The organism is Rhizobium sp. SJZ105 (genome assembly GCF_007828365.1).
In the GTDB taxonomy this organism is placed as follows: domain Bacteria; phylum Pseudomonadota; class Alphaproteobacteria; order Rhizobiales; family Rhizobiaceae; genus Agrobacterium; species Agrobacterium tumefaciens.
Genome location: NZ_VIUP01000001.1, coordinates 66,162 through 91,299, shown reverse-complemented (window position 1 = coordinate 91,299; position 25,138 = coordinate 66,162). Strand labels below are relative to the sequence as shown.

Sequence of the window (25,138 nt, the reverse complement as noted above, 5' to 3'; positions counted from 1 at the left end):
CCCTGTCGTGACGCCCACCTTCAGGATCATCTCGCTGCGCGGCGGCGCCACCGAGGCGATTGCCTGCGCCGATCTCGACAGAAAAACCGCACTGGCGCAGGAAACGGCGACACGATGGTTCGAGCGCCGCCTGTCGCTGCGCTCCCCCCTAGATCCACCCCTGCCCGAACGTCCGGGCAGGCCGGATAAACCGGAACTCGTTCCGCCGACCGCCGTGGAGCGCCGCTCCCTCCACAGCGTCAAGGGTCGCATAGCGCTGCTGCACGCCATCGCCCATATCGAGCTGAACGCCGTTGACCTTGCGCTCGACATCGTCGCCCGTTATGCGAGCGAGCCGGTGCCGCATTCCTTTTTCAACGGCTGGATGCAGGTTGCCTTCGAGGAGGCGAAACATTTCCGGATGGTGCGGGAAAGGCTGCGAAACCTCGGCGCGGATTACGGCGATCTGCCCGCCCATGACGGGCTCTGGCAGGCGGCGCATTCAACCCGCAACGACCTCACCGCGCGGCTCGCAGTCGTGCCGCTCATCCTCGAGGCGCGCGGACTGGACGTGACGCCCTCCCTGCAGGCGAAGATGCGCGAAACCGGAGACCTTGAAAGCGCCGCCGTTCTCGATGTCATCTACAATGACGAAAAGGGCCATGTCGCCATCGGCGCCAAATGGTTTCGCTTCCTGTGCGCCCGTGAAAAGAAGGACCCGGCAGCAACCTTCCGGCAACTGGTACGTGCCAATTTCCGCGGACCGCTGAAACCGCCCTTCAACGACCTCGCCCGCGCCGAAGCCGGGTTGACGCCATCCTTTTATCGCTCCCTCACCGCTGTCAGCAACAGCGGCTGACGCCCGCAGCCCGGCGCATGGTGCAAAACTTCGTTAACCTTAACGAAGTATGATTTCCTGTGAGAAATCGGCCAGTCCGGAGAGAGATTTTGACTGATACAGCGGAAAACCGGGTATTCGGCAAAAAGCGGCAGCAGCACGTTCTGGTGCTGGCAAGCGGTGACAAGGTCCGGCACATGACGATCCGGCCTTGGATGACGGCGCTTGCCGGCTGCACGATCGGCCTTTTCTCGCTCGGTTACCTGGGCGCCACCGGCTATCTCATCCTGCGTGACGACCTGATCGGCGCGACCATGGCGCGCCAGACCCGCATGCAGCACGATTACGAAGACCGTATCGCCGCGCTGAGGGCGCAGGTGGACCGCGTTACCTCAAGACAATTGCTCGACCAGCAGGTGGTTGAAAAGAAAGTGGAAAAACTGCTGCAACAGCAGGCGGCACTCACGTCCAGACACGGGCGCATGAGCGAATTGCTGGAGCGCGCGGAAAATTCCGGCATCGCCGCCTCCACGGCCACGGCGCCCATTCCAACCGCGCCCTCCTCGCTCTCGAACGCGATGGTGCCGGAAAAGCGCGCCGATCTGACAGGTGGCCTCTCCGCCATAGAAAATCTGATGGCGCCCCGCCCGTCGCAGCCGGAAAAGCCAGCCGGAACCGACAAGCGGGCGTCCTATGTGCCCGAAAACGGCGAAACGCCTTCCGACCGCGCCGACCGCGTGTTTTCCAAGGTCACGCTGTCGTTGAAGGATATCGAACGCCAGCAGATATCACGGATCGCCAGACTGACCAGCGACGCCGAGGACAAGGCAAGCGCGATGCAGGATATCATCCGGCAGGCGGGTCTGAAAATCGACGAAAGTGGCACGGACGGTGTCGGCGGCCCCTATGCGGATCCGCAGGGTAATGAAACCGATCCCTTCAATATGTCTCTGACCAATCTAGACAATGCGCTCAACCGGCTGGATATCGTCAAGGAAACCGCAACCGCCTTGCCCTTTGGCAATCCGGCCCCCGGCAGGGCGATCACCAGCCGATTCGGAAACCGGCTCGACCCGTTCCTCGGACGGCCTGCTTTACATACCGGCATCGATTTTCGCGCCGAAACAGGCGCCGACGTCAAGGCGACGGGCGCTGGAAAGGTAACGGTTGCGGAAAACTCCGGCGGCTACGGCAATATGGTCGAGATCGATCACGGCCAGGGCGTATCGACGCGATTCGGCCATCTCTCCACCATTCTGGTCAAAGCCGGCGACAAGGTGGAGGCCGGCGACATCGTTGGCCGTGCTGGCAGCACCGGCCGCTCCACCGGTCCGCACGTACATTACGAGGTCCGCCGCAACGACACGCCTGTTGATCCGATGCGGTTTCTGGTCGCCGGGGCCGAGCTTAAAACCTATCTCAAATAGCAGTCCGATTTTAACGCTTTTTTCGCCCTTTTTGCGATAAATCGCCCGAAACCGCGTCCAAGGCTCAAAAGCCTCGCCAGCGTCTCGCCGTTTCGCGCGCATTTCCGGTTGTTTCCTTGACTTTCTGGCAATTTGGGCATATCCCCGCGCCAAGTCTTTGCAAGTGTCGCAGCGGCACGCAGGTATTCTTACCGAACCAGAACGGAAAAAGTTCTTCCTTTGACAACATTCTCTGATCTTGGCCTGAGCCAAAAAGTTCTTTCCGCTATTGCAGATGCCGGCTACACGACGCCGACACCCATTCAGGCTGGCGCAATTCCGCCCGCTCTTGAAAAGCGTGATATCTGCGGTATCGCACAGACCGGCACGGGGAAAACCGCATCCTTCGTTCTGCCGATGCTCACACTGCTGGAAAAAGGCCGCGCACGCGCAAGAATGCCGCGCACGCTGATCCTCGAGCCGACCCGCGAACTGGCGGCACAGGTAGCCGAAAACTTCGAGAAATACGGCAAGAATCACAAGCTGAACGTCGCCCTTCTGATTGGTGGCGTTTCTTTTGAAGATCAGGACCGCAAGCTTGAGCGTGGCGCCGATGTTCTCATCTGCACGCCCGGCCGCCTTCTCGACCATTGCGAGCGTGGCAAGCTCCTGATGACCGGCGTTGAAATCCTCGTAATCGATGAAGCCGATCGCATGCTGGATATGGGCTTCATTCCCGATATCGAACGCATCGCCAAGATGATCCCCTTTACCCGGCAAACCCTGTTCTTCTCGGCCACCATGCCGCCGGAAATCCAGAAGCTTGCCGACAGGTTCCTCCAGAACCCGACCCGTATCGAGGTTGCCAAGCCCTCCTCCACGGCAAAAACCGTTACCCAGCGCATCGTCGCTTCGCACAACAAGGACTATGAGAAGCGCGCTGTCCTGCGCGATCTCGTCCGTGCCGAAGAAGCCGAACTCAAGAACGCGATCATTTTCTGCAATCGCAAAAAGGACGTTGCCGACCTCTTCCGTTCGCTGGATCGTCACGGCTTTTCCGTCGGCGCGCTGCATGGCGACATGGACCAGCGTTCGCGCACGACCATGCTGCAGAACTTCCGGGACGGTCAGCTGACGCTGCTGGTCGCTTCCGACGTTGCAGCCCGCGGTCTTGATATTCCCGATGTCAGCCACGTCTTCAACTTCGACGTTCCCATTCATGCCGAAGACTATGTCCACCGCATTGGCCGTACCGGTCGTGCTGGCCGTTCGGGCAAGGCCTTCACCCTCGTCACCAAGAGCGATGCGAAATATCTCGACGCGATCGAAAAGCTGATCACCGAGAAGGTCGAATGGCTGAACGGTGACCTGTCCTCCCTCCCCGCGCCCATGGAAAGCTTTGAAAGCAATACCGGCCGCCGGGGCACCAAGGAACGTGGCGGCAGAGGCCGCGACAGAAACCGTCGCGATGCACCTGCATCGCCGGTCGAAAACATCAATCAGGGTGCACAATCCACCACTGTGGATACGGACATCGCGGCTCACGGAGAAGACAAGGTGAAGGCAGAACGCAGACCGGAAAAGACCCCGCGCAATTCCGAGCGCAACAGCCGCAACCTGAACCCGCTGCACGCCAATGACGACAACCGCGACCGTCGCCGCCATTACCGTGACCATGACGATGGCCCGACGCCTGTTGGTTTCGGCGATGACATTCCCGCTTTCATGCTGATCGTGGCAAACGCCAAGGGCTGAGCCCCGACGGCCTGACGCAGGAAACAATACGCATGACGCCGACGATCAAGCCAGGACAAGATTTTCCAGGCGTCGGCGTTGGGCTTGCCATATTGCGTGATGGCCGCCTGCTTTTATGCCGGCGCTTGAAAGCGCCGGAAGCCGGATACTGGAATATTCCGGGCGGCAAAGTCGATCACCTTGAATCATCCCTCGCCGCAGCACGGCGAGAAGCTGAAGAAGAGACCGGGCTGACAATCGGCAAGGTCGAATTTCTCTGTCATAGCGAATATATCAATGTCGCAGACCGGCACCATTGGGTCTCGCTGATCTTCGTCACCCGCGACACGCAGGGTGAGCCGGTACTGACAGAACCGGACAAGCTTTCCGATATCGGCTGGTTCGACCCCGATAACCTTCCCGAACCCATCTCTGCCTTTGCAAAAGACGCGCTGGCTGCTCTGACGAAATAGAGTCGCTAGCGGACGGAAGCGGCATCAGCGCTGACCGGCGTGGGCTTTTCGCGGCACTCAACGGCGTCTTGAGCTTTACTAAAAACAGGCCTCGCCTGCGACAGACGCGACGCTCCTGCGCGATTTGCTTTCGGAAAACCCAATGCTGGAAGAATATCTTTTCGCGAAGCTTTTCGAATGCAATTTAAAATTGCTTAAATTAGCATCACATAAAAAACCGCCCCGGTTGCCCGAAGCGGTTTATACGTAATGAAAATAATAGAATATAGAATGTAATATAGTTTGGCAGTGCTTAAGTTCGGAACACTTCCGAGGCTTTTTACAGCCAATTTCAGTCGTCCCCTGAAACACCTATATCTAATCTAACCATTTACTTTTCGTCAAGCAGATCTTCTCGCAAATGCGAAAAAAACATGGCAAAGCACAAATAACGCGCAGAGAAATATGTATATTCTCTTTTTAAATCAATAAATTAGATAAGTGGAAATAAAATGTGCATTTTATTGGGGTGCACTATAAAAGGCAAAATCGCAAACCCGCCCTTATAAAACTGTGCTTATACGCACTGCATGTTACAGTTTTATAAAGTAAAAATGCTCTAAACCATGACGAGCAGTACTTCCGCTCTTATGAAATTACAGAGTGAATTGCCGACCTTAAAAAAGATGAATCTCGGCAAAAAACAATCGCGCGCGATCACATTGAATATATACAACCATAACGCGTCATTGCAGACTGTTGTTTCAAATTGGATGAGTTGCGATCAAAACGGCCGTGCAGTGAACGATGATGTGCGATTATGATGGGTATCAGCGATTTTTCCTTTGGAAAACCAGTTGTTGCCGATAAACATCAAACCGGGACAACAGGATTTCGCGCACGTCATGCTTTCACTTCGCCTGCTAACGATCATCGCCGGTTTTGCCTTTGCGGGCTCAGCATGCGCGGCGTCGATCGGCATCGTTGCCCCACAGAACGGCCCATACGAACTGCTGGGGCAACAGGTCAGGCAAGGCGCGAAGGCCGCAGCCGCCAAGCTCGGGCTAGATGTCGTCGAAATCCATGAAAGCTGCGAAGACGGCAGCGGCGGCGCGATTGCCGATGGTCTCGTGGCCGCCAAGGTCAGCGCGGCAATCGGTTTTTTGTGCACGGAAACGCTTCAGGGCGTTCTGCCGCCTCTAAAGTCAGCCGCCATTCCAGCAATCACGCTTTCCAGCCGTGCCCCGATCCTAATGGAAGACGCTCTGAAATACAGCTGGCCGCTTTTCCGCCTAGCGCCATCGGACAAGGCCGAATCGGACCGGGCCGCAGAAATCATCCTGCGCGACTGGAAGGGACATTCCATTGGACTCGTGGATGATGGCACGATCTTCAGTCGCGATCTGGTAGATCGCATCCGTTCGACGCTGGAGGAGAACGGGCTGAAACCGACACTCACCGATACGCTGCGCCCGGCACAGGAGCAACAGGTGGCGCTTGTACGCCGGCTGGGGCGCACCGGCATCACCCATGTCTTCATCGGCGCGGAACGCAACGACGTCGCGATTGTCGCCAGAGACGCCGGCTCCGAGAACATTCCGCTCACCATCATGAGCGGCGACGCCATGAATGCGGCAAACAACCCCGTGCCACTTGCGGCAAATGTGCTAGCGGTCACGCGCCCGGCCTATGACACATTGCCTTCGGCACAGGCCGTCGCCGGCGAATTGCGTGCCGCCAATATCGAGCCGGAAGGTTACGTCCTGCCCTCCTATGCGGCTGCGGAACTGACTGCGGCGCTTGCCGAAGCAGCCCAATCCCAAGGGAAACCCGCACCGGAGATACTGGCGAACGGTACCGTCTTCAAAACCGTGCTTGGCGATATCGCTTTCAACCCTTCGCATGAGCTTGCAGACAATCCCTATCGCCTGCAGCGCTGGAACGGCCAGCGTTTCGAACAGGCGGACAAGGCCGAAAGACAATAGGTGAAGCCGGTATCGCTGGAAATTCAGTAAGCCGCGGCTGAAAACCGGCGGCAACCGCGCGACAAGCCGTTTCAAACCCTGATACTTGATGCTAAAGGCAGCTTACGCAACGCGTCGAGAGGAGTTTGCCCCATGTCCCTGCCCATCCGGATTGCACCGTCCATTCTGGCGTCCAATTTCGCCAAGCTGGGACAGGAAGTCGCCGATGTGACGGAAGCGGGCGCAGACTGGATCCACCTCGATGTCATGGACGGCCATTTCGTGCCAAACATCTCGTTCGGTCCTGACGTCATCAAGGCGCTCCGCCCGCACAGCAATGCCTTTTTCGACTGCCACCTGATGATTGCCCCCGTCGATCCCTACCTCGAAGCCTTCGCCAAGGCCGGCTGCGACGGCATTACCGTCCATGCGGAGGCAGGCCCGCATCTCCATCGCTCACTCCAGACCATCCGCACGCTCGGCAGGAAGGCCGGCGTGACGCTCAACCCCGCCACGCCGCTTTCGGTCATCGAAAACGTGCTTGACGATGTCGATCTCGTGCTGATCATGAGCGTCAATCCCGGTTTCGGTGGACAGAAATTCATTCCGGCCATGCTCGACAAGATCCGTGCGGCAAAGGCCATGATCGGCGACCGGCCGATCGAACTTGAAGTGGACGGCGGCGTGACGGCGGAGACAGCCGGCGCCATCGTCGCAGCCGGTGCCAACGCACTCGTGGCCGGTTCGGCCGTCTTCAAGGGCGATGGTGTCGCAGACTATCGCAAGACGGTTTCGTTGTTGCGCTCGGTGTCGGAAGCCGCCCGGTCCTGACCCGCCACAGCAGCCGGATACACCGGAGACGGGACGGCAGGGCGTTTGGGTGGGGGCTTTGATGAACAGCGACAGGCGGAATTTCCACGACGTCATCCCGGCAGCGCTGTTTTCGCTCCTCGCTCCGCTTGTCTGGGCCGCCATCTCGGCAGCCACCGCTACCCTCGGCCTCTATCTCCGCAACCGGCTGGAAACCGACCATGCCGCCGATATCGCCGTGCTGTTCTTCTTCGGCGGTCTCCTGGGCTGGCCGCTGGCCATGGTTGCCTTGCGCTTCCTGCCCGCATCCACCAGCCTGCCGCTGCGTTTTGCGGCAAGCTGCCTTGCCATCGCTTTTTTCACGATCGCGGTGGCGGCGGCATTTTTCGCGCTCCAGTACCGCATCTTTTATGCGCAATGGCACGCGCCGGCATTTTCCCGCATCTGGTTTTTCCAGCAATTTTTCACCTCGCTTGGCGCGATCTACCAGTTCTGCATTCTCGGCCTCGGCCTCTATTTTCCGTTTGCCGCCATTCCGCTTGCGCTGGCAGGCGCCATCCTTTGCCGCCGTGCGCACAGAGCGCCACGCGTCCGTTCGGACGTACACCGGACGCTCTAGCATTTTGAATGTACGCATCGAGCCGATGCGCAGGCTTGATAGATTGAGATTCGCGGAACACTTTGCTAAACGGGCAGCAAAATTCCTCCACAAAGAAAGTCATTGCCATGATCCCTCGTTACTCCCGGCCGGAAATGGTCGCCATCTGGTCGCCGGAAACAAAATTCCGCATCTGGTTCGAGATCGAGGCGCATGCCTGTGACGCGCTGGCCGAGCTCGGCGTCATTCCGAAATCGGCCGCACAGACCATCTGGGAAAAAGGCGGCAGCGCGACTTTCGACGTCGCCCGCATAGACGAGATCGAGGCCGTCACCAAACACGACGTCATCGCCTTCCTGACGCACCTTGCGGAATTCGTCGGTCCGGACAGCCGCTTCATCCACCAGGGCATGACCTCGTCCGACGTGCTTGACACAACCCTCAACATCCAGCTCGTCCGCGCCGCCGATCTGCTGCTGGCCGATATGGACCGCGTGCTGGCGGCGCTCAAGACCCGCGCTTTCGAACACAAGAACACGGTACGCATCGGCCGCAGCCACGGCATCCACGCCGAGCCGACCACGATGGGCCTGACCTTCGCCCGCTTCTACGCCGAGATGCATCGTAACCGCGAGCGTCTCGTCAATGCGCGCGCGGAAATCGCCACGGGCGCGATCTCCGGTGCTGTCGGCACCTTCGCCAATATCGATCCGCGCGTCGAGGAACATGTCTGCGCAAAGCTCGGCCTCGTGCCCGAGCCGGTCTCCACGCAGGTCATCCCGCGTGACCGCCACGCCATGTTCTTCGCCATCCTCGGCGTCATCGCCTCGTCGATCGAAAACGTCGCCATCGAAATCCGCCACATGCAGCGCACCGAGGTTCTGGAAGCGGAAGAGTTCTTCTCTCCCGGCCAGAAGGGTTCGTCGGCGATGCCGCACAAGCGTAATCCGGTTCTCACCGAAAACCTCACGGGCCTTGCCCGTCTGGTGCGCATGTCGGTCGTTCCCGCGCTTGAAAACGTGGCGCTCTGGCATGAGCGTGACATCAGCCACTCCTCCGTGGAGCGCGCCATCGGCCCCGACACCACAGTCACCCTCGATTTTGCGCTGAACCGCCTTGCCGGCGTCATCGAAAAGCTGGTGATCTATCCCGACAACATGCTGAAGAACATGAACAAGTTCCGCGGCCTCGTGCACTCGCAGCGCGTTCTTCTGGCGCTGACGCAGGCCGGCGTTTCCCGCGAGGACGCCTACCGTCTGGTGCAGCGCAATGCCATGAGGGTCTGGGAACAGGGTGCGGATTTCCTTGAGGAACTGCTGGGCGACGAGGAAGTGCGCGCCGCCCTTCCCGAAAGCGTCATCCGCGAAAAATTCGACCTCGGTTACCACACCAAGCATGTCGACACGATCTTCGCCCGCGTCTTCGGCAACGCCTGAGGCGAGGCTCCCGAAGTTAATGCCGTCGCGACCTTGATCGTGACGGCATGAAACCACAGATATGGGCCCATGAAAGTTTCAGAAGCAGATATTCTCATCGTACCGGGTTACACCAATTCCGGTCCTGACCACTGGCAGACACGCTGGGAGCGCAAGCTTTCGACAGCGCGCCGCGTCGAGCAGGCTGAATGGTCAAAACCGGTGAAGGAAGACTGGATCGCGCGGCTGGTGGAAGAGGTTAACGCCTCGACCAAGCCCGTTGTCATCGTCGCTCATTCGCTGGGTGTGCCGACCGTCATCCACGCCCTTCCGGAAATCGGCAAGAAGGTTGCAGGCGCGCTTCTGGTGGCGCCGCCGGATGTCGCCAATCCCGATATCAGGCCGAAACATCTGATGACCTTCGGTCCCTATCCTCGCGATCCCTTGCCGTTTCCGGCAATCACAATTGCCAGCCGCAACGATCCCTTCGGATCCTACGAACATGCCGACGATATTGCCGCCGCCTGGGGTGCGATGTTGGTGGATGCAGGCATGTCCGGCCATATCAACGCCGAGTCTGGCCATGGCCCCTGGCCCGAGGGTGGCATGGTATTTGCCCAGTTCCTGAGCCGCCTCAAGGTGAACGAGCCCTGACCATCGCGGCCAGCCGCTGAAGCCGGTCGATTTTCGGCCGGGCAACATTCTTCCGCCCGACACAAGAATTGAAGGGAAGATATGCGAGCCGCATTGTAGAATGCACTCTTTTCCTTTATGGGACCGCTCAAAGACAGAAACGCAACGCCACCAGAATCGGCGTGAACCAAGAGACCTGCCATTATGAACCGTCGCCGCCGTATTTACGAAGGCAAGGCCAAGATCCTCTACGAAGGTCCGGAGCCAGGCACGCTTATCCAGTTCTTCAAGGACGATGCGACTGCCTTCAACAAGAAAAAACACGAAGTCATCGACGGCAAAGGTGTGTTGAACAACCGGATTTGTGAATATGTCTTCACGCATCTGAACAAGATCGGCATTCCCACACACTTCATCCGCCGCCTCAACATGCGCGAGCAGTTGATCAAGGAAGTCGAGATGATCCCGCTCGAGATCGTCGTGCGCAATGTCGCCGCTGGCTCGCTGTCGAAGCGACTCGGCATCGATGAAGGCGTGGTTCTGCCGCGCTCCATCATCGAGTTCTACTACAAGTCCGACGAGCTTGAAGACCCGATGGTCTCCGAAGAGCACATCACGGCCTTCGGCTGGGCCAACCCTGCCGAGCTTGACGACATCATGGCGCTGGCGATCCGTGTCAACGACTTCCTGTCCGGCCTGTTCTTGGGCGTTGGCATCCAGCTGGTCGACTTCAAGATCGAATGCGGCCGCCTGTTTGAAGGCGACATGATGCGCATCATCCTCGCCGACGAGATTTCGCCCGATAGCTGCCGCCTGTGGGACATCGAGACCCAGAAAAAAATGGACAAGGACCTGTTCCGCCGCGACATGGGCGGCCTCGTGGAAGCCTATTCCGAAGTGGCACGCCGTCTCGGCATCATCAATGAAAACGAACCGATCCGCGGCACCGGCCCTGTCCTGGTAAAGTAATTTCGGCCTCGTGAACTAATATCGGCCTAGCAAGGTAAAATCAGGAGAAGATCAGGTGATCAAGGCACGGGTGACTGTTACGCTGAAGAACGGCGTTCTCGATCCGCAGGGCAAGGCAATCGAAGGCGCACTCGGCAGCCTCGGTTTCGGTGGCGTGGGCCATGTCCGTCAGGGCAAGGTCTTCGATCTGGAACTGGAAGGTGCAGACAAGGCCAAGGCCGAGACCGACCTGAAGGCGATGTGCGAAAAGCTCCTGGCCAATACGGTTATCGAAAACTATTCTATCGCCATTCTCTAAGCCGCAGGAGCCGCCGACCATGAAATCCGCTGTCGTCCAACTTCCCGGCCTCAACCGCGATCGCGACATGATCGCGGCACTCACGAAAATCTCCGGCAAGGCGCCCGTCACCATCTGGCAGACGGAGACGACTATCCCGGATATCGACCTGATCGTCATTCCGGGCGGCTTTTCCTATGGCGACTATCTTCGTTGCGGTGCGATTGCTGCACGCATGCCGGTCATGCAGGCCATTCGCGAAAAGGCTGAGCAGGGCGTCAAGGTTCTCGGCGTCTGCAACGGCTTCCAGATTTTGGTCGAAGCGGGCATGCTGCCGGGCGCGCTGATGCGCAACGCCTCACTGAAATTCGTCTGCCGCGAAGTGAAACTCGAAGTCGTCAACAACGACACCGAATTCACCCGCGCCTATGACAAGGGCCAGGTTCTGCGCTGCCCCGTCGCCCACCACGATGGCAACTATTTCCTCGATACGGATGAGCTTAAGTCCGTCGAAGACAACGGTCAGGTCGTTTTCCGTTATGCAGATGGCACCAATCCGAACGGTTCGCTGAACGACATTGCCGGCGTCATCAACGCCAAGGGCAACGTTCTCGGCATGATGCCGCACCCGGAAAATCTGATCGAAGCTGCCCATGGCGGCAATGACGGCCGTGGCCTCTTCGCCTCGGCGCTTGGCGTTATCGCAGCTTGACAAGCGGGCGGGCCATGCGCCTGCCCTCTTCCCGATGATGCTCTTTATGGCTCCAGTTTTTGGCCCTTACCTTGGATGACGCGATGAACCGCCTGCTCCGTTCCCACGCCCCGAAGGCCGCTGGATTGCTTCTCGCCGCAGCAGCGCTTGCTGCGTGCCAGCCCAAGCCGCAACCGGCATCGTCCTCCGCATCCCGTGCGGCATTGCCGACGATGGAGCGAATCGCGCTTGGCGCCAATGCTTGCTGGTTCAAATCGGGCGATCCGGCGTTCAAGGCCTATCGCCTGGCGCCCGAACTCAACTCCTTCTCGGGCCGTCCGCGCATTCTGCTCGTACCGCGCAACAGCCCGGAATCGCGCCCGATGCTGGTTATTCAGGCAGAAGGCAACCCGGCAAAGCTCGACGCCTTCGGCCCCGTTATGAACGAAGCCATCTCCGGCCGCATCGCAACCGACGTCAAACGCTGGGCGAATGGCGGCAAGGGCTGCTGATCGGGCAAAACTGCGCTAAAAGCCGGCCAAATACAAAAAAGACCCGCCGACGCCGGTTGGGACTGGCGTGGCGGGCCTGCCGAATGGCTGTTCAGGCACCGGGGAAAGATGGCGCCGCTCTCCGGCAGAAAATCAAAGCGGCCGCGACGACCATGAAAACAGCTGCGATCTCGCGGCCTCCTTCAAGGCCTCGTCCCGCGTAACGCCGATATCGTCCAGAAGATCGTCGGACAATTCCCGCAAGGCAAGCCGTCCCTGACGTTTGCCATGCCAGTTGGACAATCCCGCAATCAGGCGGCCAATAAGCGTGTGAGCGATCCGGGCCGGAAAGGGCGACGGTGCGACCATGTCGCCGGTATCGCGGAACACGCGTTCCCGTTCGTAGCCGTCAGGATAAAGCGTATCCGCTGTCGAAAGGTATTGATCCATCTTGCGCATATTGCACCTATTGTCTCCGTGCGTTTGATCTCATTGACTGCATCCGATAAATACAATTGACTTGCGGATAGATACAATGCATAAATTGTCACCATGACAAATTGGCTTCCCGATATCACCGAGGGCAACGGCCCCATCTACCTTCGCCTCGCGGACAAGATCGAAGGCGCAATTTCGGATGGCATCTTGCAGGCCGGGTCGAAATTGCCGCCGCAACGCAATCTCGCTTTCGATCTGGGCGTTACAATCGGTACAATCAGCCGGGCATATGCCCTCATCCACGAACGCGGCCTCGTCAGCGGCGAAGTCGGCCGTGGCACCTATGTCAACGAGCGTAAGGCTGCCGCCCCGTTATCACGCGTGGAACCGACGGCATCGGCATTCGGCGGCACGCGCTACGCGGTGGACACCAGCGCCGAATTCCGCCTGAACACCACGGCTGCTCCCGATGTCGGGCAGAGCGCGCTGGTCAGCAAACACGTCGAGGCCGTGACGAGAGAGCATCCGTTCGAAATTTCCAACTACACCCGCTCCTTTCCCGACAACTGGTGCATGGCGGGCGTTCGCTGGCTTTCCCAGAACGGCTGGTCGCCGAAACCGGAAAACATCGTTTCGACGCTTGGCGCCCATGCTGCGGTGATGAGTGTGGTAACGGCAATGACCGCGCCGGGCGACCGTATCGTTTTCGAACCCCTCACCTATTCCCATATCAGCCGCAGCGCCGCCCTTGCCGGACGGCGGGTGACACTGGTGGAAGTGGATGAGAAAGGCATTCTCCCCGATGATTTCGAGCGCGTTTGCGCCCAACAGCATCCAAAGATGATCTTCCTGATGTCGGCGGGCCAGAACCCGACCTGCGCCACCCTGCCCGAGGAGCGGCGGCGGGCGATCGCCGATATCGCCCGCAGATACGGCGTATGGATCGTGGAGGACAATCTCTATGGCGCCATGACGCGGGATGCGATCCCACTCATTGCGGAATTCGCGCCCGATCTTACCTTCGTTGTCGGCGGCCTGTCGAAATCCGTTTCCGCCGGCGTCAGGGGTGGCTGGGTCGCCTGCCCGGCGCAATTCGCCTCGAGAATTCGCATTTCGCATTCGATGATAACCGGCGGACTGCCGTTCATGCTCGCCGAACTGAATGCACGCCTCGTCAACAGCGGCGACGCAGACGACATCCGCAAGGACTGTATCGCCGAGATCAACCAGCGCGAGGCCCTCGCCAGACGCATCTTTGCGGGGCTGGAATTCAACTCCCTGCCGGACATCGCCTTTCTGTGGCTGAGGCTGCCTGAACCGTGGCTGTCTGGAACCTTCCGCAGCGCTGCCATGAAGGAAGGTGTGCTGATAGACGACGAGGACGAGTTCAAGGCCGGGCGCACGGAGAAGGTTTACCACCGTGTCCGCATCAGCCTTTCCGGGCCGTCAAACCAGGAAGAACTGAAGCATGCCCTGGGTATCCTGCGGCATTTGCTCGACAATGGTTCAGCCGGCTACGAAAGCGAGGCGTGAGCGGGAACGAGTCTTTCCTGCAACACGCCCCCTAATTCAGTAACTCATTATTTACCACGTCGACGAATCTGCCATCCTTTCCCTACTTCGGAGCGGGGAATGATTCGATGGCAGCATTCAGTTCCATATCCGCCAGGGCATTTGTTGCTCTCGCGATGGTTTTCGCAGCATGTGTGTTGAGTGACATGACGCCGGCCGCCGCCGCAGACGGCACGGTGTTCGATGAATTGCGTTTCGGGGTCACAACCTCGCTCGCCGATCGCAATGGTGGCGGCGAAGATGGTGTATTCCCGGCCTTCACTGCCTATTTCGATCCTTTCGCGAGCGCCTCGGCGGTCACCTTTGGCGAAAAACTTGCCCGACCGCGTCTGCATCTGGGTGCGGAAATCGGCACCGAGGGCGAAGCAAATACCATTTACGGCGGTATCAACTGGACCTTCGATCTCAATCCGAAGATTTTCGTCGACCTCGGCTTTGGCGGCCTGTGGCATGACGGCAGGCTGCGAAATGGTCCGGGCGAAACTGGCGCGGAATTCGGTTGCCGCGTGCTTTTTCATGAATATGCCGCCATCGGATATCGCTTCAACAGCAACTGGAATATTTCGACCCAGATCGAACATGCCTCCCATGCCAATCTGTGCGACGGCCCCAATGACGGGCTGACGCGTGTCGGACTTATGGTCGGCTACAAGTTCTGAATAACCCAACAAAGCAGCGTTTTGCTGGCAAAACTGCGCATTTTCCTGTCGCACGGAGAGGCCTCTTGCGCTAAAGAACCGGAAACTTTCCTCGGCTCGAACCGCGTGAGACCTATGTCGATTCCAAACTCCATCAAGATCACCCCGGAACTCGTTGCATCCCACGGGCTGAAGCCCGACGAATACCAGCGTATCCTCGACCTGATCGGACGGGAGCCGAGCTTTACCGAGCTTGGCATTTTCTCGGCCATGTGGAACGAGCACTGCTCCTACAAGTCCTCCAAGAAATGGCTGAAGACCCTGCCCACCACGGGCCCGCGTGTCATTCAAGGCCCCGGCGAAAATGCCGGCGTGGTGGATATCGATGATGGCGACTGCGTCGTCTTCAAGATGGAAAGCCACAACCATCCGTCCTACATCGAGCCCTATCAGGGTGCGGCAACCGGCGTGGGCGGCATCCTGCGCGATGTCTTCACCATGGGCGCACGCCCGATCGCAGCCATGAATGCGCTACGTTTCGGCGCACCCGACCATCCGAAGACCCGCCACCTCGTGGCTGGCGTCGTCGCCGGTGTCGGCGGTTACGGCAACTCCTTCGGCGTGCCGACCGTCGGCGGCGAAGTGGAATTCGATCCTCGCTATAACGGCAACATCCTCGTCAACGCCTTTGCCGCCGGACTTGCCAAGTCCGATGCGATCTTCCTTTCGGAAGCCAAGGGCGTCGGCCTGCCGGTGGTGTATCTCGGTGCGAAGACCGGCCGCGACGGCGTCGGCGGCGCGACCATGGCCTCTGCCGAATTTGATGAGTCGATCGAAGAAAAGCGCCCAACCGTTCAGGTCGGCGACCCCTTCACCGAAAAGTGCCTGCTGGAAGCCTGCCTCGAGCTGATGAAGACCGGCGCAGTCATCGCCATTCAGGACATGGGTGCCGCCGGCCTTACCTGCTCGGCCGTCGAAATGGGCGCCAAGGGCGATCTCGGCATCGAACTTGATCTCAACGCCGTACCGGTGCGCGAAGAGCGCATGACGGCCTACGAAATGATGCTATCGGAAAGCCAGGAGCGCATGCTCATGGTTCTCGAGCCCTCCAAGGAAGAAGTCGCCAAGGCGATCTTCGTCAAATGGGGCCTGGACTTCGCCATCGTCGGCAAGACCACCGACGACCTGCGTTTCCGCGTGCTGCACAATGGCGAGGAAGTCGCCAACCTTCCGATCAAGGATCTCGGTGATCAGGCTCCAGAATACGACCGCCCGTGGACGCCCGCCAGGGTTCAGGCTCCGCTTGCGGAGAACGACGTTCCTGATGCAGACATTGCCGACGCATTGGTGTCACTGGTCGGTTCGGCCAACAACTCCTCGCGCCGCTGGGTCTACGAGCAGTATGACACGCTGATCCAGGGCAATTCCCTGCAGCTGCCGGGTGGCGATGCCGGCGTTGTCCGCGTTGAAGGCCATGACAAGAAGGCGCTCGCCTTCTCCTCCGACGTGACACCGCGTTATGTCGAGGCAGACGCCTTTGAAGGCGGCAAGCAGGCCGTGGCCGAATGCTGGCGCAACATCACCGCAACCGGCGCTTTGCCGCTCGCGGCCACCGACAACCTCAATTTCGGCAATCCGGAAAAGCCCGAGATCATGAGCCAGCTCGTCCATGCCATCAAGGGCATCGGCGAAGCCTGCCGCGTACTGGAATTCCCGATCGTTTCCGGCAACGTCTCGCTCTACAACGAGACCAACGGTCAGGCGATCCTGCCCACCCCCACCATTGGCGGCGTTGGCCTGCTGAAGGACTGGGGCCGTATGGCGCGCATCCGCTTTGCCGCCGCGGACGAAGTCGTGCTGCTGGCGGGCGCGCCTGCCGGTCTTGGCACCCATATTGCCCAGTCCGTTTACATGCGCGACGTGCATGGCCGCATCGATGGCCCGGCACCGCATGTCGATCTGGAAGCTGAAAAGAGAAATGGCGATTTCGTCCGCGCCCTTATCGCAGACGGTCTTGCCACAGCGGTTCACGATTGCTCCTCGGGCGGCCTAGCTCTCGCGGTTGCCGAAATGGCAATTTCCTCCGGCATCGGCGCGACGATCGACGCGGTCGAGGGCCATAATCCCGTCCTCACCTTCTATGGCGAAGATCAGGGCCGTTATGTGCTGACCGTCAAAAAGAGCGATCTGGATGAAGTGCGCGCGGCAGCGAAGGCAGCGGGCGTTTCCTGCCCGGCGATCGGCGTCACCGGCGGCTCAAGCGTAAAGCTGGGCACGGCACGCGCTATCGAGATTAAAGAATTGCACTTGGCCTATGAATCGTGGTTCCCTCAATTCATGGATGGCGAAACTCTAATCGCCGCAGAATGAATTAAGGAGATACACCATGCCCATGAAACCCGGCGACATTGAAGACATGATTAAGGCGGGAATTCCCGGGGCAAAGGTCACGATCCGCGATCTGGCCGGTGATGGCGATCATTACGCGGCGGAAGTCGTCGCGGATGCTTTCAAGGGCAAGACCCGCGTGCAGCAGCACCAGATGGTCTATGACGCGCTGAAGGGCAATATGGGCGGTGTTCTGCACGCCCTTGCCCTGCAGACCTCGGCTCCCGAATGACTGCGCCCGGAAAAGCGTCTCCGGCAGGACGGTCTCACTGTCCTTGCCGCGGCAACGCTTGAAGCCATGGATTGAAAAAGGCCCGCGTGAGACTGTCACGCGGGCCTTTTCTTTTCCGGCAAATGGTGCGTGCCGCTTACAAAACAGGTGGCTGCTGCGATTCCAGATCGGCAAAGGAGGCAGCCGGCAACGGCCCAGCCGTCAGCAGGGTAAAATCGTAACCGGACTTGCGGTCCGGCCCCAGAACATATTGCCGGTGCATGCGCAGGAAGTTGCGCTTGTTCTTTTTGTAGCGGTCGGGTGAAAGCGAGTGCTTGAAACGGATCGGCACGATCTTCGGCTGCGGCGCATCCTTGTGCCCGGTCAGCGCAACGGTGTTGCAGCGGTAGAGGTGGATCGGATCCGTCAGGCACTGGATATCAAACCATGTCACTTCAGGGTGACGCGCAATCACGCCGACGCTCTGGCGAAGCCTGTCCGCACTCGACAGCAGCGCGCATTGCAGCGCAGCGCCACCGAGCGTCGCAAAGGACAGCTTCCGGCCATCCAGCGCATCTGGCCGCAGTTCCAGCACACGGCCTATCACGGCGAGCGCCAGGCTGGCGCCCATACTATGCGACACGACCAGAACCTCCTCAGACGGCTGCTCCAGCGCCTTGAGAACGAGGGCTGCCTTCTCTTCGATCCAGTTGCGGGCAATCGGCTCATCGCGCCCTACGGCCAGCGCAAAGCGCCAGTCGGCATAAAGATGCAACGTATGAAACCGCTCGGCGAAAGGCAGAAACGCCTTCACGAAGAACAAGGCCGCAGCGGGAAGACTGATCGCAAGCAGCCAGAGCGGCAAACCGAACAGCCACGGCGAGAGCGCGATCCCCGCCGCAAGCGCACCCCCCACCAGCATCAGCAGAAACGGGAAAATGAAGAACAGGCCGAAACGCCAGGCATGACGGAGGTAACGCCCTGCCCCACCTTCCGCGACGATACCGGCCGCAGCCGCAAAGCCTAGTGCGATCTGCCGCCAGAGTGGCGCATCCCGCAGGCGCGATATCACCGCATTGTGGTCGTAGACGAAGATGGTGGAACGCGTCCGCCAATCGCCCGCCGAGGCCTCAACCGAGAATGTTTCGCCAGCCGGCGAGTTCTCCAGCGCACCCACGGTATAATTGACACCCCACGTCTTGCCGGCAAGCGCTGCCGCCCGCTGATAGCGCAGATGATGCGCAGCCGCATCGAGCGGATCGAAGCCAGGGAAATAAAGAACAAGTCGTGACTTGACGGTCGGCATGCATAAACCCTCGGGCTGGAGACACCCGAAAGGATCGCTTGATACAGTGGGCGATGCACGTATAGTAAAAAACGCGACGGAAATATGATTTATTTGTTGCGAGGGAATTTTGTCTGGGATCGTCGATCAATTGCTAAACGGCGTCGTCAAAGGCGCTCTGTCCGAAGTCCTCGCCAAGACAGGCCTTCGCAAAACCCGCCGCATCCGCCGCCGGACCAAAAGTAACACGTCCCTCGCAGGCGGCATTGTCGGCTCCGTGCTGGAAGCGGCAATCAAAGCAGCCGTCAAACCCAAGCCGGCCAAAAAACAGGTGAGCAAAAGACGCACCGCCGCCGCCCGCAGCAGACAGCGGCTTCGATGATGCATCACCTCAGCGTGCTTCCCACCTTTTTGGTGTTGGCGATTTCGGGGCCGCTACAAGGTGCCGCAGAGGTTAAGAGCAGCAAAGAGATCAAGATCGGCTTCGTCGTGGAGCTTGATGGTGCTGATCGGATATCCGGCACAGCCTTCTGCAAAACCGGCAACACCTGCCGCCTGGTGGACCAGAAAAGTCCAAAACTAATTATCGATATCAAAGCGGGTCGCTTCTCTAGCGAGATCGAAATCAAGTGCAAGGATGACTGCTCACTAAATAGCGGGCACGAAACCATGACGTTCGACAACAAACAGGAACTCAATATTTATAACGGCAGATCAGGTCCGATAATAAAATCAGTCTTCAGGCGGCGGGAGCCTATCGGGAAGATAATGCTCAACTTTTCTTACCCGCCCGGGACGACGCGCTGGTAGCGGGGTTGCGACCTTCACTTAGCGATACCACACCAGCGCATTTTTTACGCTTCCCGGGTGGAAATCGCGCCGCGACATGTTATTTAGGGACAAAGTCAAAGCAGCGGCCTTGAACCGCATGTGAAAGGAATAGGCCAATGAGCGGCATTCACGATATGATCGACAGCGAAGTGAAGAGCAACGACATCGTTCTTTTCATGAAGGGCACCCCGCAATTCCCGCAGTGCGGTTTTTCCGGTCAGGTCGTACAGATCCTCGATTATCTCGGCGTCGACTACAAGGGCGTCAACGTGCTCGCCGATGCCGACATCCGTCAGGGCATCAAGGATTATTCCAACTGGCCGACCATCCCGCAGCTCTACGTCAAGGGCGAATTCGTCGGCGGCTGTGACATCGTAAGAGAGATGTTCCAGTCCGGTGAACTTCAAAATCACTTCCAAGAACAGGGTATCAGCGTCCGCGGCGCGGCCTGATTTCGGCCGGTTCATCCGGCCCACCCTGATTGTCAGAAAACTTATGCCAGGCGTTGCTTCATGCAACGCCTTTGCCGTTCTTTTTGGGGCAATCCTGTGACAGAACTTTCACAATCCACCACTTCGCGCGCCGTTTCGATGGGGCGCACGGAATTCATCGCGCTTGCCGCGATGCTGATGGCGCTGAATGCGCTTGCCATCGACATCATGCTTCCCGGCCTTCAGGAAATCGGCGCGTCACTTGGCGTCGTGAATGAAAACCACCGTCAATACGTCATTTCCAGCTATCTTCTAGGCTTCGGCATTGCCCAGCTCCTGTACGGACCGATCTCGGACCGTTTCGGGCGCCGCAAGCCGATGCTCGTCGGGCTGGCAATCTACATCGTCTCGGCCATTGCCGTCGTCTTTGTACCGTCATTCACTGGCCTGCTGGTTCTGCGCTTCATTCAGGGCATCGGCTCTGCGGCGACGCGCGTCATCACCATTTCGATCGTGCGCGACATCTATGGCGGACGTCAGATGGCGGAAGTCATGTCGCTGATCATGATGGTATTCATGGTCGTTCCGGTCATCGCACCCGGCACTGGCCAGATCGTGCTGTTTTTCGGTGACTGGCACCTTATCTTCGCCTTCATGGCCGGAATTGCCGCCGTCGTGACCGCCTGGATGTATTTCCGCCTGCCGGAAACCCTGCATGCCGATGACGTCAGGCCTTTCACGATTCGTTCGATCCTCGGTGGCTTCAAGATCGTGCTCACCAACCGTATCGCGCTCTGTTACACGCTCTCCAGCACATTCATCTTCGGTGCGCTGTTCGGCTTCATCAATTCCGCCGAACAGGTCTATAAGGGCATCTACGGCCTGGGCGCATGGTTTGCGGCCGCTTTTGCGGGCGTCGCCCTGTTCATGGCCTTCTCGTCCTTCATCAATGCAAGGCTTGTCGGCAGGTTTGGCATGCGCAAGCTGTCGCACGGGTCGCTGCTCGGCTTCATCGCCATCACCTTCGTGTGGCTGGTGGTACAGATGGTCGGGCCGGAACCGATGCCCTTTGCGATCTTCATCGTGTTCTTCGCGCTTGCCATGTTCCAGTTCGGCTGGATCGGCTCGAACTTCAACTCGCTCGCCATGGAGCCGCTCGGCCATGTCGCCGGCACGGCCTCGTCCGTTATTGGCTTCATGGGAACCGTCGGCGGTTCGCTGATCGGTGCCGTTATCGGTCAGGCTTTTGATGGCACGGCGCTGCCAATGGTAGCCGGCTTCTTCGCCGTCTCCATTATCGGCCTCGTCTTCGTGCTGATCGGAGAAAAGGGCGTGCTGTTTCAGGCCCACAACAAGCCGACGCACTAAGGGCGGACAGACAAATAAAAAGGGCGCGGAACTCGGTTCCGCGCCCTTTTTGTTGATAAAAGCTGAACTTCACTAAACCGTGAAAATCTTCTCGCGCAGCAATTCCCATGTCTCCTGATCAGGAGCAAGCAGCAGGCCACCCTCAAGGTGGCGCGGCAGGTAAGGCGAGCCGTCGAAACGGGCGGCGTAGGCGCCCGCTTCCTGCGAAAGCAGGGTGCCAGCGAGATGATCCCAGGGCATAAGCTTGTTGTACATCAGGAAATGCATGTGGCCGCCGCAGAACACGCGGTATTCATGCGCAGCACAACGGTAGCTGGTGAAGAGCCGCACATCCGCGAGGTTCATGAGAATCTTGCGGCGGGTCTCCACGTCAAAATAACCGGTGTTGGCGATGCCGACCATCTGCGACAGTGCCGGTGCGGGCACGACGGACATCTGCGTCTGCGAGCCATCGGCGGCACAAAGCCATGCACCGGAACCCTTTTCGGCAATCGCCCAGTCATTGCCCATCGGATCGAAGATGAGACCGGCAACGGTCTCGCCGTTGGAGATGACGCTCATCATCACGCCAAACAGCGGCAGGCCCGACGCGAAGTTGTAGGTGCCGTCGATCGGATCGACCACCACGGCAAGATCCGCATCCGCAAGCTTGCCAAGCAGCGAGGCATCCGCCGCAACGGCCTCTTCACCGATGAACAGCGCCTGCGGCATGATTTCCTGCACGCGGGCGCGGATCAGCCGCTCAGCAGCCTCGTCAGCCTCGGTTACGAGGTCTATCGCCTCGCTCTTTATCCTGACGTCGCCCTCACCCAGATTACGGAACCTCGGCAGGATTTCCACTGCCGCCGCCTCCTGAAGCGCATTGGCGAGAGAGGCGATGTCGAGTTCGATAGCCATGGGCGATATCCTTCTATTTAAGCATCAATATTATAAGGCCACGATTTCCCGGCGCAGCATCTTCCAGCTTTCCTTGTCGGGTGCCGACAGGATGCCGCCTGTCGTCTGTCCCGGCCGGTAGGGCGTATTGTCGAAACGGGCCGTGTAGCCGCCCGCTTCCTGATGAATGAGAACGCCGGCGAGATGATCCCAGGGCATCAGCTTTTCGTGGCCGATGAAGTGCAGCTTGCCAGTCGAGGCAAGCCAATATTCATGAGCCGAGCAATTGATTGAAAGCGCCATCTTGATCTTGGCCATATTGGCGGCGATCACCGGGCGGCGATCTTCATGGCTGTGACCCCAGGAAAATATGCCGACCATTTCGGACAATGGCAGGGGATCGGCAACCTTGAGCCTTGCCTGCGAGCCGTCCTTGCGGTGGAGATAAGCGCCCTCGCCTTTGAGACCAAGGATGGTATCACCCATGACAGGATCGTGGATGATGCCTGCGACCGTCTCACCCTTGACGGTGACGGCGAGCAGCGTGCCGAAAGCTGGAAAACCGGAAGCATAGTTGAAAGTGCCGTCGATTGGATCGATCACGAAGGCAAATGGTGCATCGGCAAGGGCAGGAATAACGGATTGATCCGCGTCATAGGCCTCTTCGCCGACAATATGGGCCTTCGGAAACCGTTGCAGAAGAGCGGCGGTTATCGCCTTTTCCGTCAGAATATCCGCCTCGGTGACGAGATCGACCGCAGAGGTCTTTTCGGAAATCGCGCCTGCGTCGAGATTGCGGAAGCGGGGCATGATTTCCTGGCGGCCGGCAGCGGCAACGGTGGAAATCAGAAAGTCGATATCTTTATCGGAAAGGGTCATCGCTAAGGGCACTTCTTCATAAGGGAGGGTTGGCCTCCGTACGCTCTTCAGGTGACGCGCCGGTGACAGAGAGCGCCGAGAAATCAAAAAGCTTCGGGTCGAGCAGATGCGATGGATTGACATGGGCAAGCGCCCGCAGCATCACGTCCTTGCGGCCCGGCATACGCCTTTCGATGTCAGCCAGCATCTCCTTCATGGCATTGCGCTGAAGCCCGTCCTGCGAGCCGCAGAGGTCACAGGGAATGATCGGGAATTCCATCATCGCCGCGAATTTCGCCATATCCTCTTCGGCGCAATAGGCAAGCGGGCGCAGCACCATCACGTCGCCCTCGTCATTCATCAGCTTTGCCGGCATGCCAGCCAGACGGCCGCCATGGAAGAAGTTCATGAAGAAGGTCTCGAGAATATCCTCGCGGTGATGGCCGAGCACGAGCGCGTCGCAGCCCTCTTCCCGCGCAATACGGTAGAGATTGCCGCGCCGCAGCCGCGAACAGAGCGAACAATAGGTGCCACCCGCCGGCACCTTTTCCTTCACAACGGAATAAGTGTCGCGATATTCGATGCGATGTGCGACGCCGATCTTCGCCAGATATTCCGGCAGGACGTGCTTGGGGAAATTCGGCTGGCCCTGATCGAGATTGCAGGCAATGAGTTCCACGGGCAAAAGGCCGCGCCACTTCAAATCAAGCAGCAGCGCCAGAAGACCGTAGCTGTCCTTGCCGCCGGAAAGGCCTACCAGCCAGCGCTTCTGGCCGTTCAGCATGCCAAAATCCCCGAAGGCCTGACGTACATTGCGCAACAGCCGCTTGCGCAGCTTGTTGAAGGAGACGGAACGGGGTGCCGCGTCGAACAGCGGATGCGAAGCGCCATTTTCTCCGGCCAGGTCCTGATCGGCCTCGACCTCATCTGCGATGCTGGTGACAATGTTCATGATTAGCCCGCTCTGGCGTTCAGCCATTTTCAATGCAGGAAATGCCCGCATCCGCCCGCAATATCAAGCCCCGAATACCGACCAGCCGGTTTTCGTCGCCAGCATTTCCAGCGCATGCGACCCAAGCGCCGAATTGCCGACCTTGTTCAGACCCGGCGACCAGACCGCAATCGACGCCTTGCCCGGCGCGACTGCCATGATGCCGCCGCCCACGCCGCTCTTGCCCGGCAGGCCGACATGATAGGCGAAATCGCCCGATCCGTCATAATGGCCGCAGGTCAGCATCAGCGCATTGATGCGCCGCGCGCGTCGGTCTGACACAACCGTATGACCACTCAGCGGATTGCGGCCGCGATTGGCAAGGAAAAGACCGGCCCGTGAAAGCTGCGCACAGGTCATGGACAGCGCGCACTGATGAAAATAGACGCCCAGCGTATATTCAACGGGGTGATGCAGATTGCCGAAGGACCGCATGAAATTGGCAAGCGCGAAATTGCGGAAACCCGTCGCCTGCTCGGATTTCGCCACGGTGTCATCAATGCTGATCGTGTCATCGTCAGCGAGATAACGGACGAAACGCAGAAGCTCGCCAATCGCCTCGCGCGGCTGGTGGCCGGAAAGAACGATATCCGTCACCACGATGGCGCCGGCATTGACGAAGGGATTGCGCGGAATGCCGTGCTCATGCTCCAGCTGGACGATGGAGTTGAAGGACGACCCCGACGGCTCACGCCCCACCCGGTTCCACACCGTCTCGCCCGCTTTGCCGAGCGCCAGCGTCAGCATGAAGACCTTGGAGATGCTCTGGATCGAAAACGGCGTGAGCGCATTGCCGGCCGTATAAGTGGTTCCGTCGACAGTGGTGATGGCGATACCGAACTGGTTCGGATCGACCTTGGCGAGTTCCGGAATGTAATCCGCAACCTTGCCCTCGCCCAAGCGCGGCACCATGCTGTCGTAAATGGAATCGACGATCGCCTGAATGTCCTGCATGCAAAGCCTTCCCCAGCAAACAAAAAAGCCGCCCCGAGGG

At 59.1% G+C, this 25,138-nt stretch carries 27 protein-coding genes; 21 read left to right on the top strand and 6 right to left on the bottom strand.

Annotation, left to right across the window (positions count from 1 at the left end; translation table 11 throughout):
• Window positions 1–7: 7 nt before the first annotated feature.
• The 13 genes from FB593_RS00535 to FB593_RS00475 all read left to right on the top strand — a co-directional run bounded on the left by FB593_RS00535 (window position 8) and on the right by FB593_RS00475 (window position 12,278).
• Window positions 8–838 (top strand): ferritin-like domain-containing protein, encoded by an 831-nt coding sequence (locus FB593_RS00535; protein ID WP_080798308.1) that lies wholly within the window; start codon window positions 8–10, stop codon window positions 836–838.
• A gap of 89 nt (window positions 839–927) precedes the next feature.
• Window positions 928–2,244 carry a peptidoglycan DD-metalloendopeptidase family protein gene (locus FB593_RS00530; RefSeq protein WP_145166243.1) on the top strand — a complete coding sequence of 439 codons (1,317 nt, stop codon included), beginning with the start codon at window positions 928–930 and terminating at the stop codon, window positions 2,242–2,244.
• A gap of 219 nt (window positions 2,245–2,463) precedes the next feature.
• Window positions 2,464–3,978, top strand: a complete 1,515-nt coding sequence (locus tag FB593_RS00525; RefSeq protein ID WP_019567097.1) for a DEAD/DEAH box helicase — start codon at window positions 2,464–2,466, stop codon at window positions 3,976–3,978.
• A gap of 32 nt (window positions 3,979–4,010) precedes the next feature.
• Complete coding sequence (locus tag FB593_RS00520; RefSeq protein WP_003515990.1) at window positions 4,011–4,430, top strand: NUDIX domain-containing protein; 420 nt, start codon at window positions 4,011–4,013, stop codon at window positions 4,428–4,430.
• An 884-nt stretch (window positions 4,431–5,314) separates the two neighbouring features.
• Window positions 5,315–6,394 (top strand): branched-chain amino acid ABC transporter substrate-binding protein, encoded by a 1,080-nt coding sequence (locus FB593_RS00515; RefSeq protein ID WP_113473222.1) that lies wholly within the window; start codon window positions 5,315–5,317, stop codon window positions 6,392–6,394.
• Window positions 6,395–6,526: 132 nt separating this feature from the next.
• Window positions 6,527–7,204 (top strand): ribulose-phosphate 3-epimerase, encoded by a 678-nt coding sequence (rpe, locus tag FB593_RS00510; RefSeq protein ID WP_003515995.1) that lies wholly within the window; start codon window positions 6,527–6,529, stop codon window positions 7,202–7,204.
• Between the two features lie 61 nt (window positions 7,205–7,265).
• Complete coding sequence (locus tag FB593_RS00505) at window positions 7,266–7,802, top strand: hypothetical protein (RefSeq protein ID WP_013636387.1); 537 nt, start codon at window positions 7,266–7,268, stop codon at window positions 7,800–7,802.
• 107 nt (window positions 7,803–7,909) lie between these two features.
• Complete coding sequence (purB, locus tag FB593_RS00500; RefSeq protein WP_025593893.1) at window positions 7,910–9,217, top strand: adenylosuccinate lyase; 1,308 nt, start codon at window positions 7,910–7,912, stop codon at window positions 9,215–9,217.
• Window positions 9,218–9,286: 69 nt separating this feature from the next.
• Complete coding sequence (locus FB593_RS00495; protein WP_003516000.1) at window positions 9,287–9,850, top strand: alpha/beta hydrolase; 564 nt, start codon at window positions 9,287–9,289, stop codon at window positions 9,848–9,850.
• Window positions 9,851–10,033: 183 nt separating this feature from the next.
• Complete coding sequence (gene purC / locus FB593_RS00490) at window positions 10,034–10,798, top strand: phosphoribosylaminoimidazolesuccinocarboxamide synthase (RefSeq protein ID WP_003516002.1); 765 nt, start codon at window positions 10,034–10,036, stop codon at window positions 10,796–10,798.
• 55 nt (window positions 10,799–10,853) lie between these two features.
• A complete protein-coding gene (gene purS / locus FB593_RS00485; RefSeq protein WP_003495372.1) occupies window positions 10,854–11,096 on the top strand; it encodes a phosphoribosylformylglycinamidine synthase subunit PurS in 243 nt (80 codons plus the stop codon).
• A gap of 19 nt (window positions 11,097–11,115) precedes the next feature.
• Window positions 11,116–11,787, top strand: coding sequence for a phosphoribosylformylglycinamidine synthase subunit PurQ (gene purQ / locus FB593_RS00480; protein ID WP_113473071.1), 672 nt, complete (start codon window positions 11,116–11,118; stop codon window positions 11,785–11,787).
• 83 nt (window positions 11,788–11,870) lie between these two features.
• The gene (locus tag FB593_RS00475) at window positions 11,871–12,278 is read left to right on the top strand and encodes a hypothetical protein (protein WP_003516006.1); all 408 of its coding nucleotides are present in this window, start codon (window positions 11,871–11,873) and stop codon (window positions 12,276–12,278) included.
• Between the two features lie 132 nt (window positions 12,279–12,410).
• On the opposite strand, the gene FB593_RS00470 is transcribed toward FB593_RS00475, so the two are convergent.
• Complete coding sequence (locus FB593_RS00470) at window positions 12,411–12,716, bottom strand: DUF1127 domain-containing protein (protein WP_145166242.1); 306 nt, start codon at window positions 12,714–12,716, stop codon at window positions 12,411–12,413.
• Between the two features lie 93 nt (window positions 12,717–12,809).
• On the opposite strand from FB593_RS00470, the gene FB593_RS00465 reads away from it, so the two are divergent.
• The 4 genes from FB593_RS00465 to FB593_RS00450 all read left to right on the top strand — a co-directional run bounded on the left by FB593_RS00465 (window position 12,810) and on the right by FB593_RS00450 (window position 17,525).
• Window positions 12,810–14,228, top strand: coding sequence for a PLP-dependent aminotransferase family protein (locus tag FB593_RS00465; RefSeq protein WP_065660806.1), 1,419 nt, complete (start codon window positions 12,810–12,812; stop codon window positions 14,226–14,228).
• A gap of 107 nt (window positions 14,229–14,335) precedes the next feature.
• Entirely contained in the window at window positions 14,336–14,926 is a 591-nt protein-coding gene (locus FB593_RS00460; protein ID WP_003516010.1) for an acyloxyacyl hydrolase, read from the top strand.
• Window positions 14,927–15,040: 114 nt separating this feature from the next.
• Window positions 15,041–17,275, top strand: coding sequence for a phosphoribosylformylglycinamidine synthase subunit PurL (gene purL / locus FB593_RS00455; RefSeq protein WP_113473069.1), 2,235 nt, complete (start codon window positions 15,041–15,043; stop codon window positions 17,273–17,275).
• A 16-nt stretch (window positions 17,276–17,291) separates the two neighbouring features.
• Window positions 17,292–17,525 carry a BolA family protein gene (locus tag FB593_RS00450; RefSeq protein ID WP_003516012.1) on the top strand — a complete coding sequence of 78 codons (234 nt, stop codon included), beginning with the start codon at window positions 17,292–17,294 and terminating at the stop codon, window positions 17,523–17,525.
• A gap of 136 nt (window positions 17,526–17,661) precedes the next feature.
• On the opposite strand, the gene FB593_RS00445 is transcribed toward FB593_RS00450, so the two are convergent.
• A complete protein-coding gene (locus tag FB593_RS00445; RefSeq protein WP_113473068.1) occupies window positions 17,662–18,810 on the bottom strand; it encodes a hypothetical protein in 1,149 nt (382 codons plus the stop codon).
• A gap of 109 nt (window positions 18,811–18,919) precedes the next feature.
• Here FB593_RS00445 and FB593_RS00440 point away from each other — a divergent pair, with 109 nt between their 5' ends.
• The 4 genes from FB593_RS00440 (at window position 18,920) to FB593_RS00425 (ending at window position 21,419) form a co-directional block, all read left to right on the top strand.
• Window positions 18,920–19,171 carry a hypothetical protein gene (locus tag FB593_RS00440; RefSeq protein ID WP_013636391.1) on the top strand — a complete coding sequence of 84 codons (252 nt, stop codon included), beginning with the start codon at window positions 18,920–18,922 and terminating at the stop codon, window positions 19,169–19,171.
• Entirely contained in the window at window positions 19,168–19,599 is a 432-nt protein-coding gene (locus tag FB593_RS00435) for a hypothetical protein (protein WP_003516022.1), read from the top strand. The genes FB593_RS00440 and FB593_RS00435 overlap by 4 nt, the downstream gene beginning before the upstream one ends.
• Window positions 19,600–19,736: 137 nt before the next feature.
• Entirely contained in the window at window positions 19,737–20,072 is a 336-nt protein-coding gene (grxD, locus tag FB593_RS00430) for a Grx4 family monothiol glutaredoxin (protein ID WP_003516034.1), read from the top strand.
• A gap of 138 nt (window positions 20,073–20,210) precedes the next feature.
• On the top strand, window positions 20,211–21,419 hold the full coding sequence (locus FB593_RS00425; protein ID WP_065702540.1) for a multidrug effflux MFS transporter: 1,209 nt from the start codon (window positions 20,211–20,213) through the stop codon (window positions 21,417–21,419).
• Window positions 21,420–21,491: 72 nt separating this feature from the next.
• On the opposite strand, the gene FB593_RS00420 is transcribed toward FB593_RS00425, so the two are convergent.
• The 4 genes from FB593_RS00420 to FB593_RS00405 all read right to left on the bottom strand — a co-directional run bounded on the left by FB593_RS00420 (window position 21,492) and on the right by FB593_RS00405 (window position 25,098).
• A complete protein-coding gene (locus tag FB593_RS00420; RefSeq protein WP_065659261.1) occupies window positions 21,492–22,316 on the bottom strand; it encodes an inositol monophosphatase family protein in 825 nt (274 codons plus the stop codon).
• 30 nt (window positions 22,317–22,346) lie between these two features.
• Window positions 22,347–23,174, bottom strand: coding sequence for an inositol monophosphatase family protein (locus FB593_RS00415; RefSeq protein WP_065659260.1), 828 nt, complete (start codon window positions 23,172–23,174; stop codon window positions 22,347–22,349).
• 16 nt (window positions 23,175–23,190) lie between these two features.
• Entirely contained in the window at window positions 23,191–24,105 is a 915-nt protein-coding gene (ttcA, locus tag FB593_RS00410) for a tRNA 2-thiocytidine(32) synthetase TtcA (RefSeq protein ID WP_145166241.1), read from the bottom strand.
• 63 nt (window positions 24,106–24,168) lie between these two features.
• Complete coding sequence (locus tag FB593_RS00405) at window positions 24,169–25,098, bottom strand: glutaminase (protein ID WP_003495341.1); 930 nt, start codon at window positions 25,096–25,098, stop codon at window positions 24,169–24,171.
• Window positions 25,099–25,138: the final 40 nt, after the last annotated feature.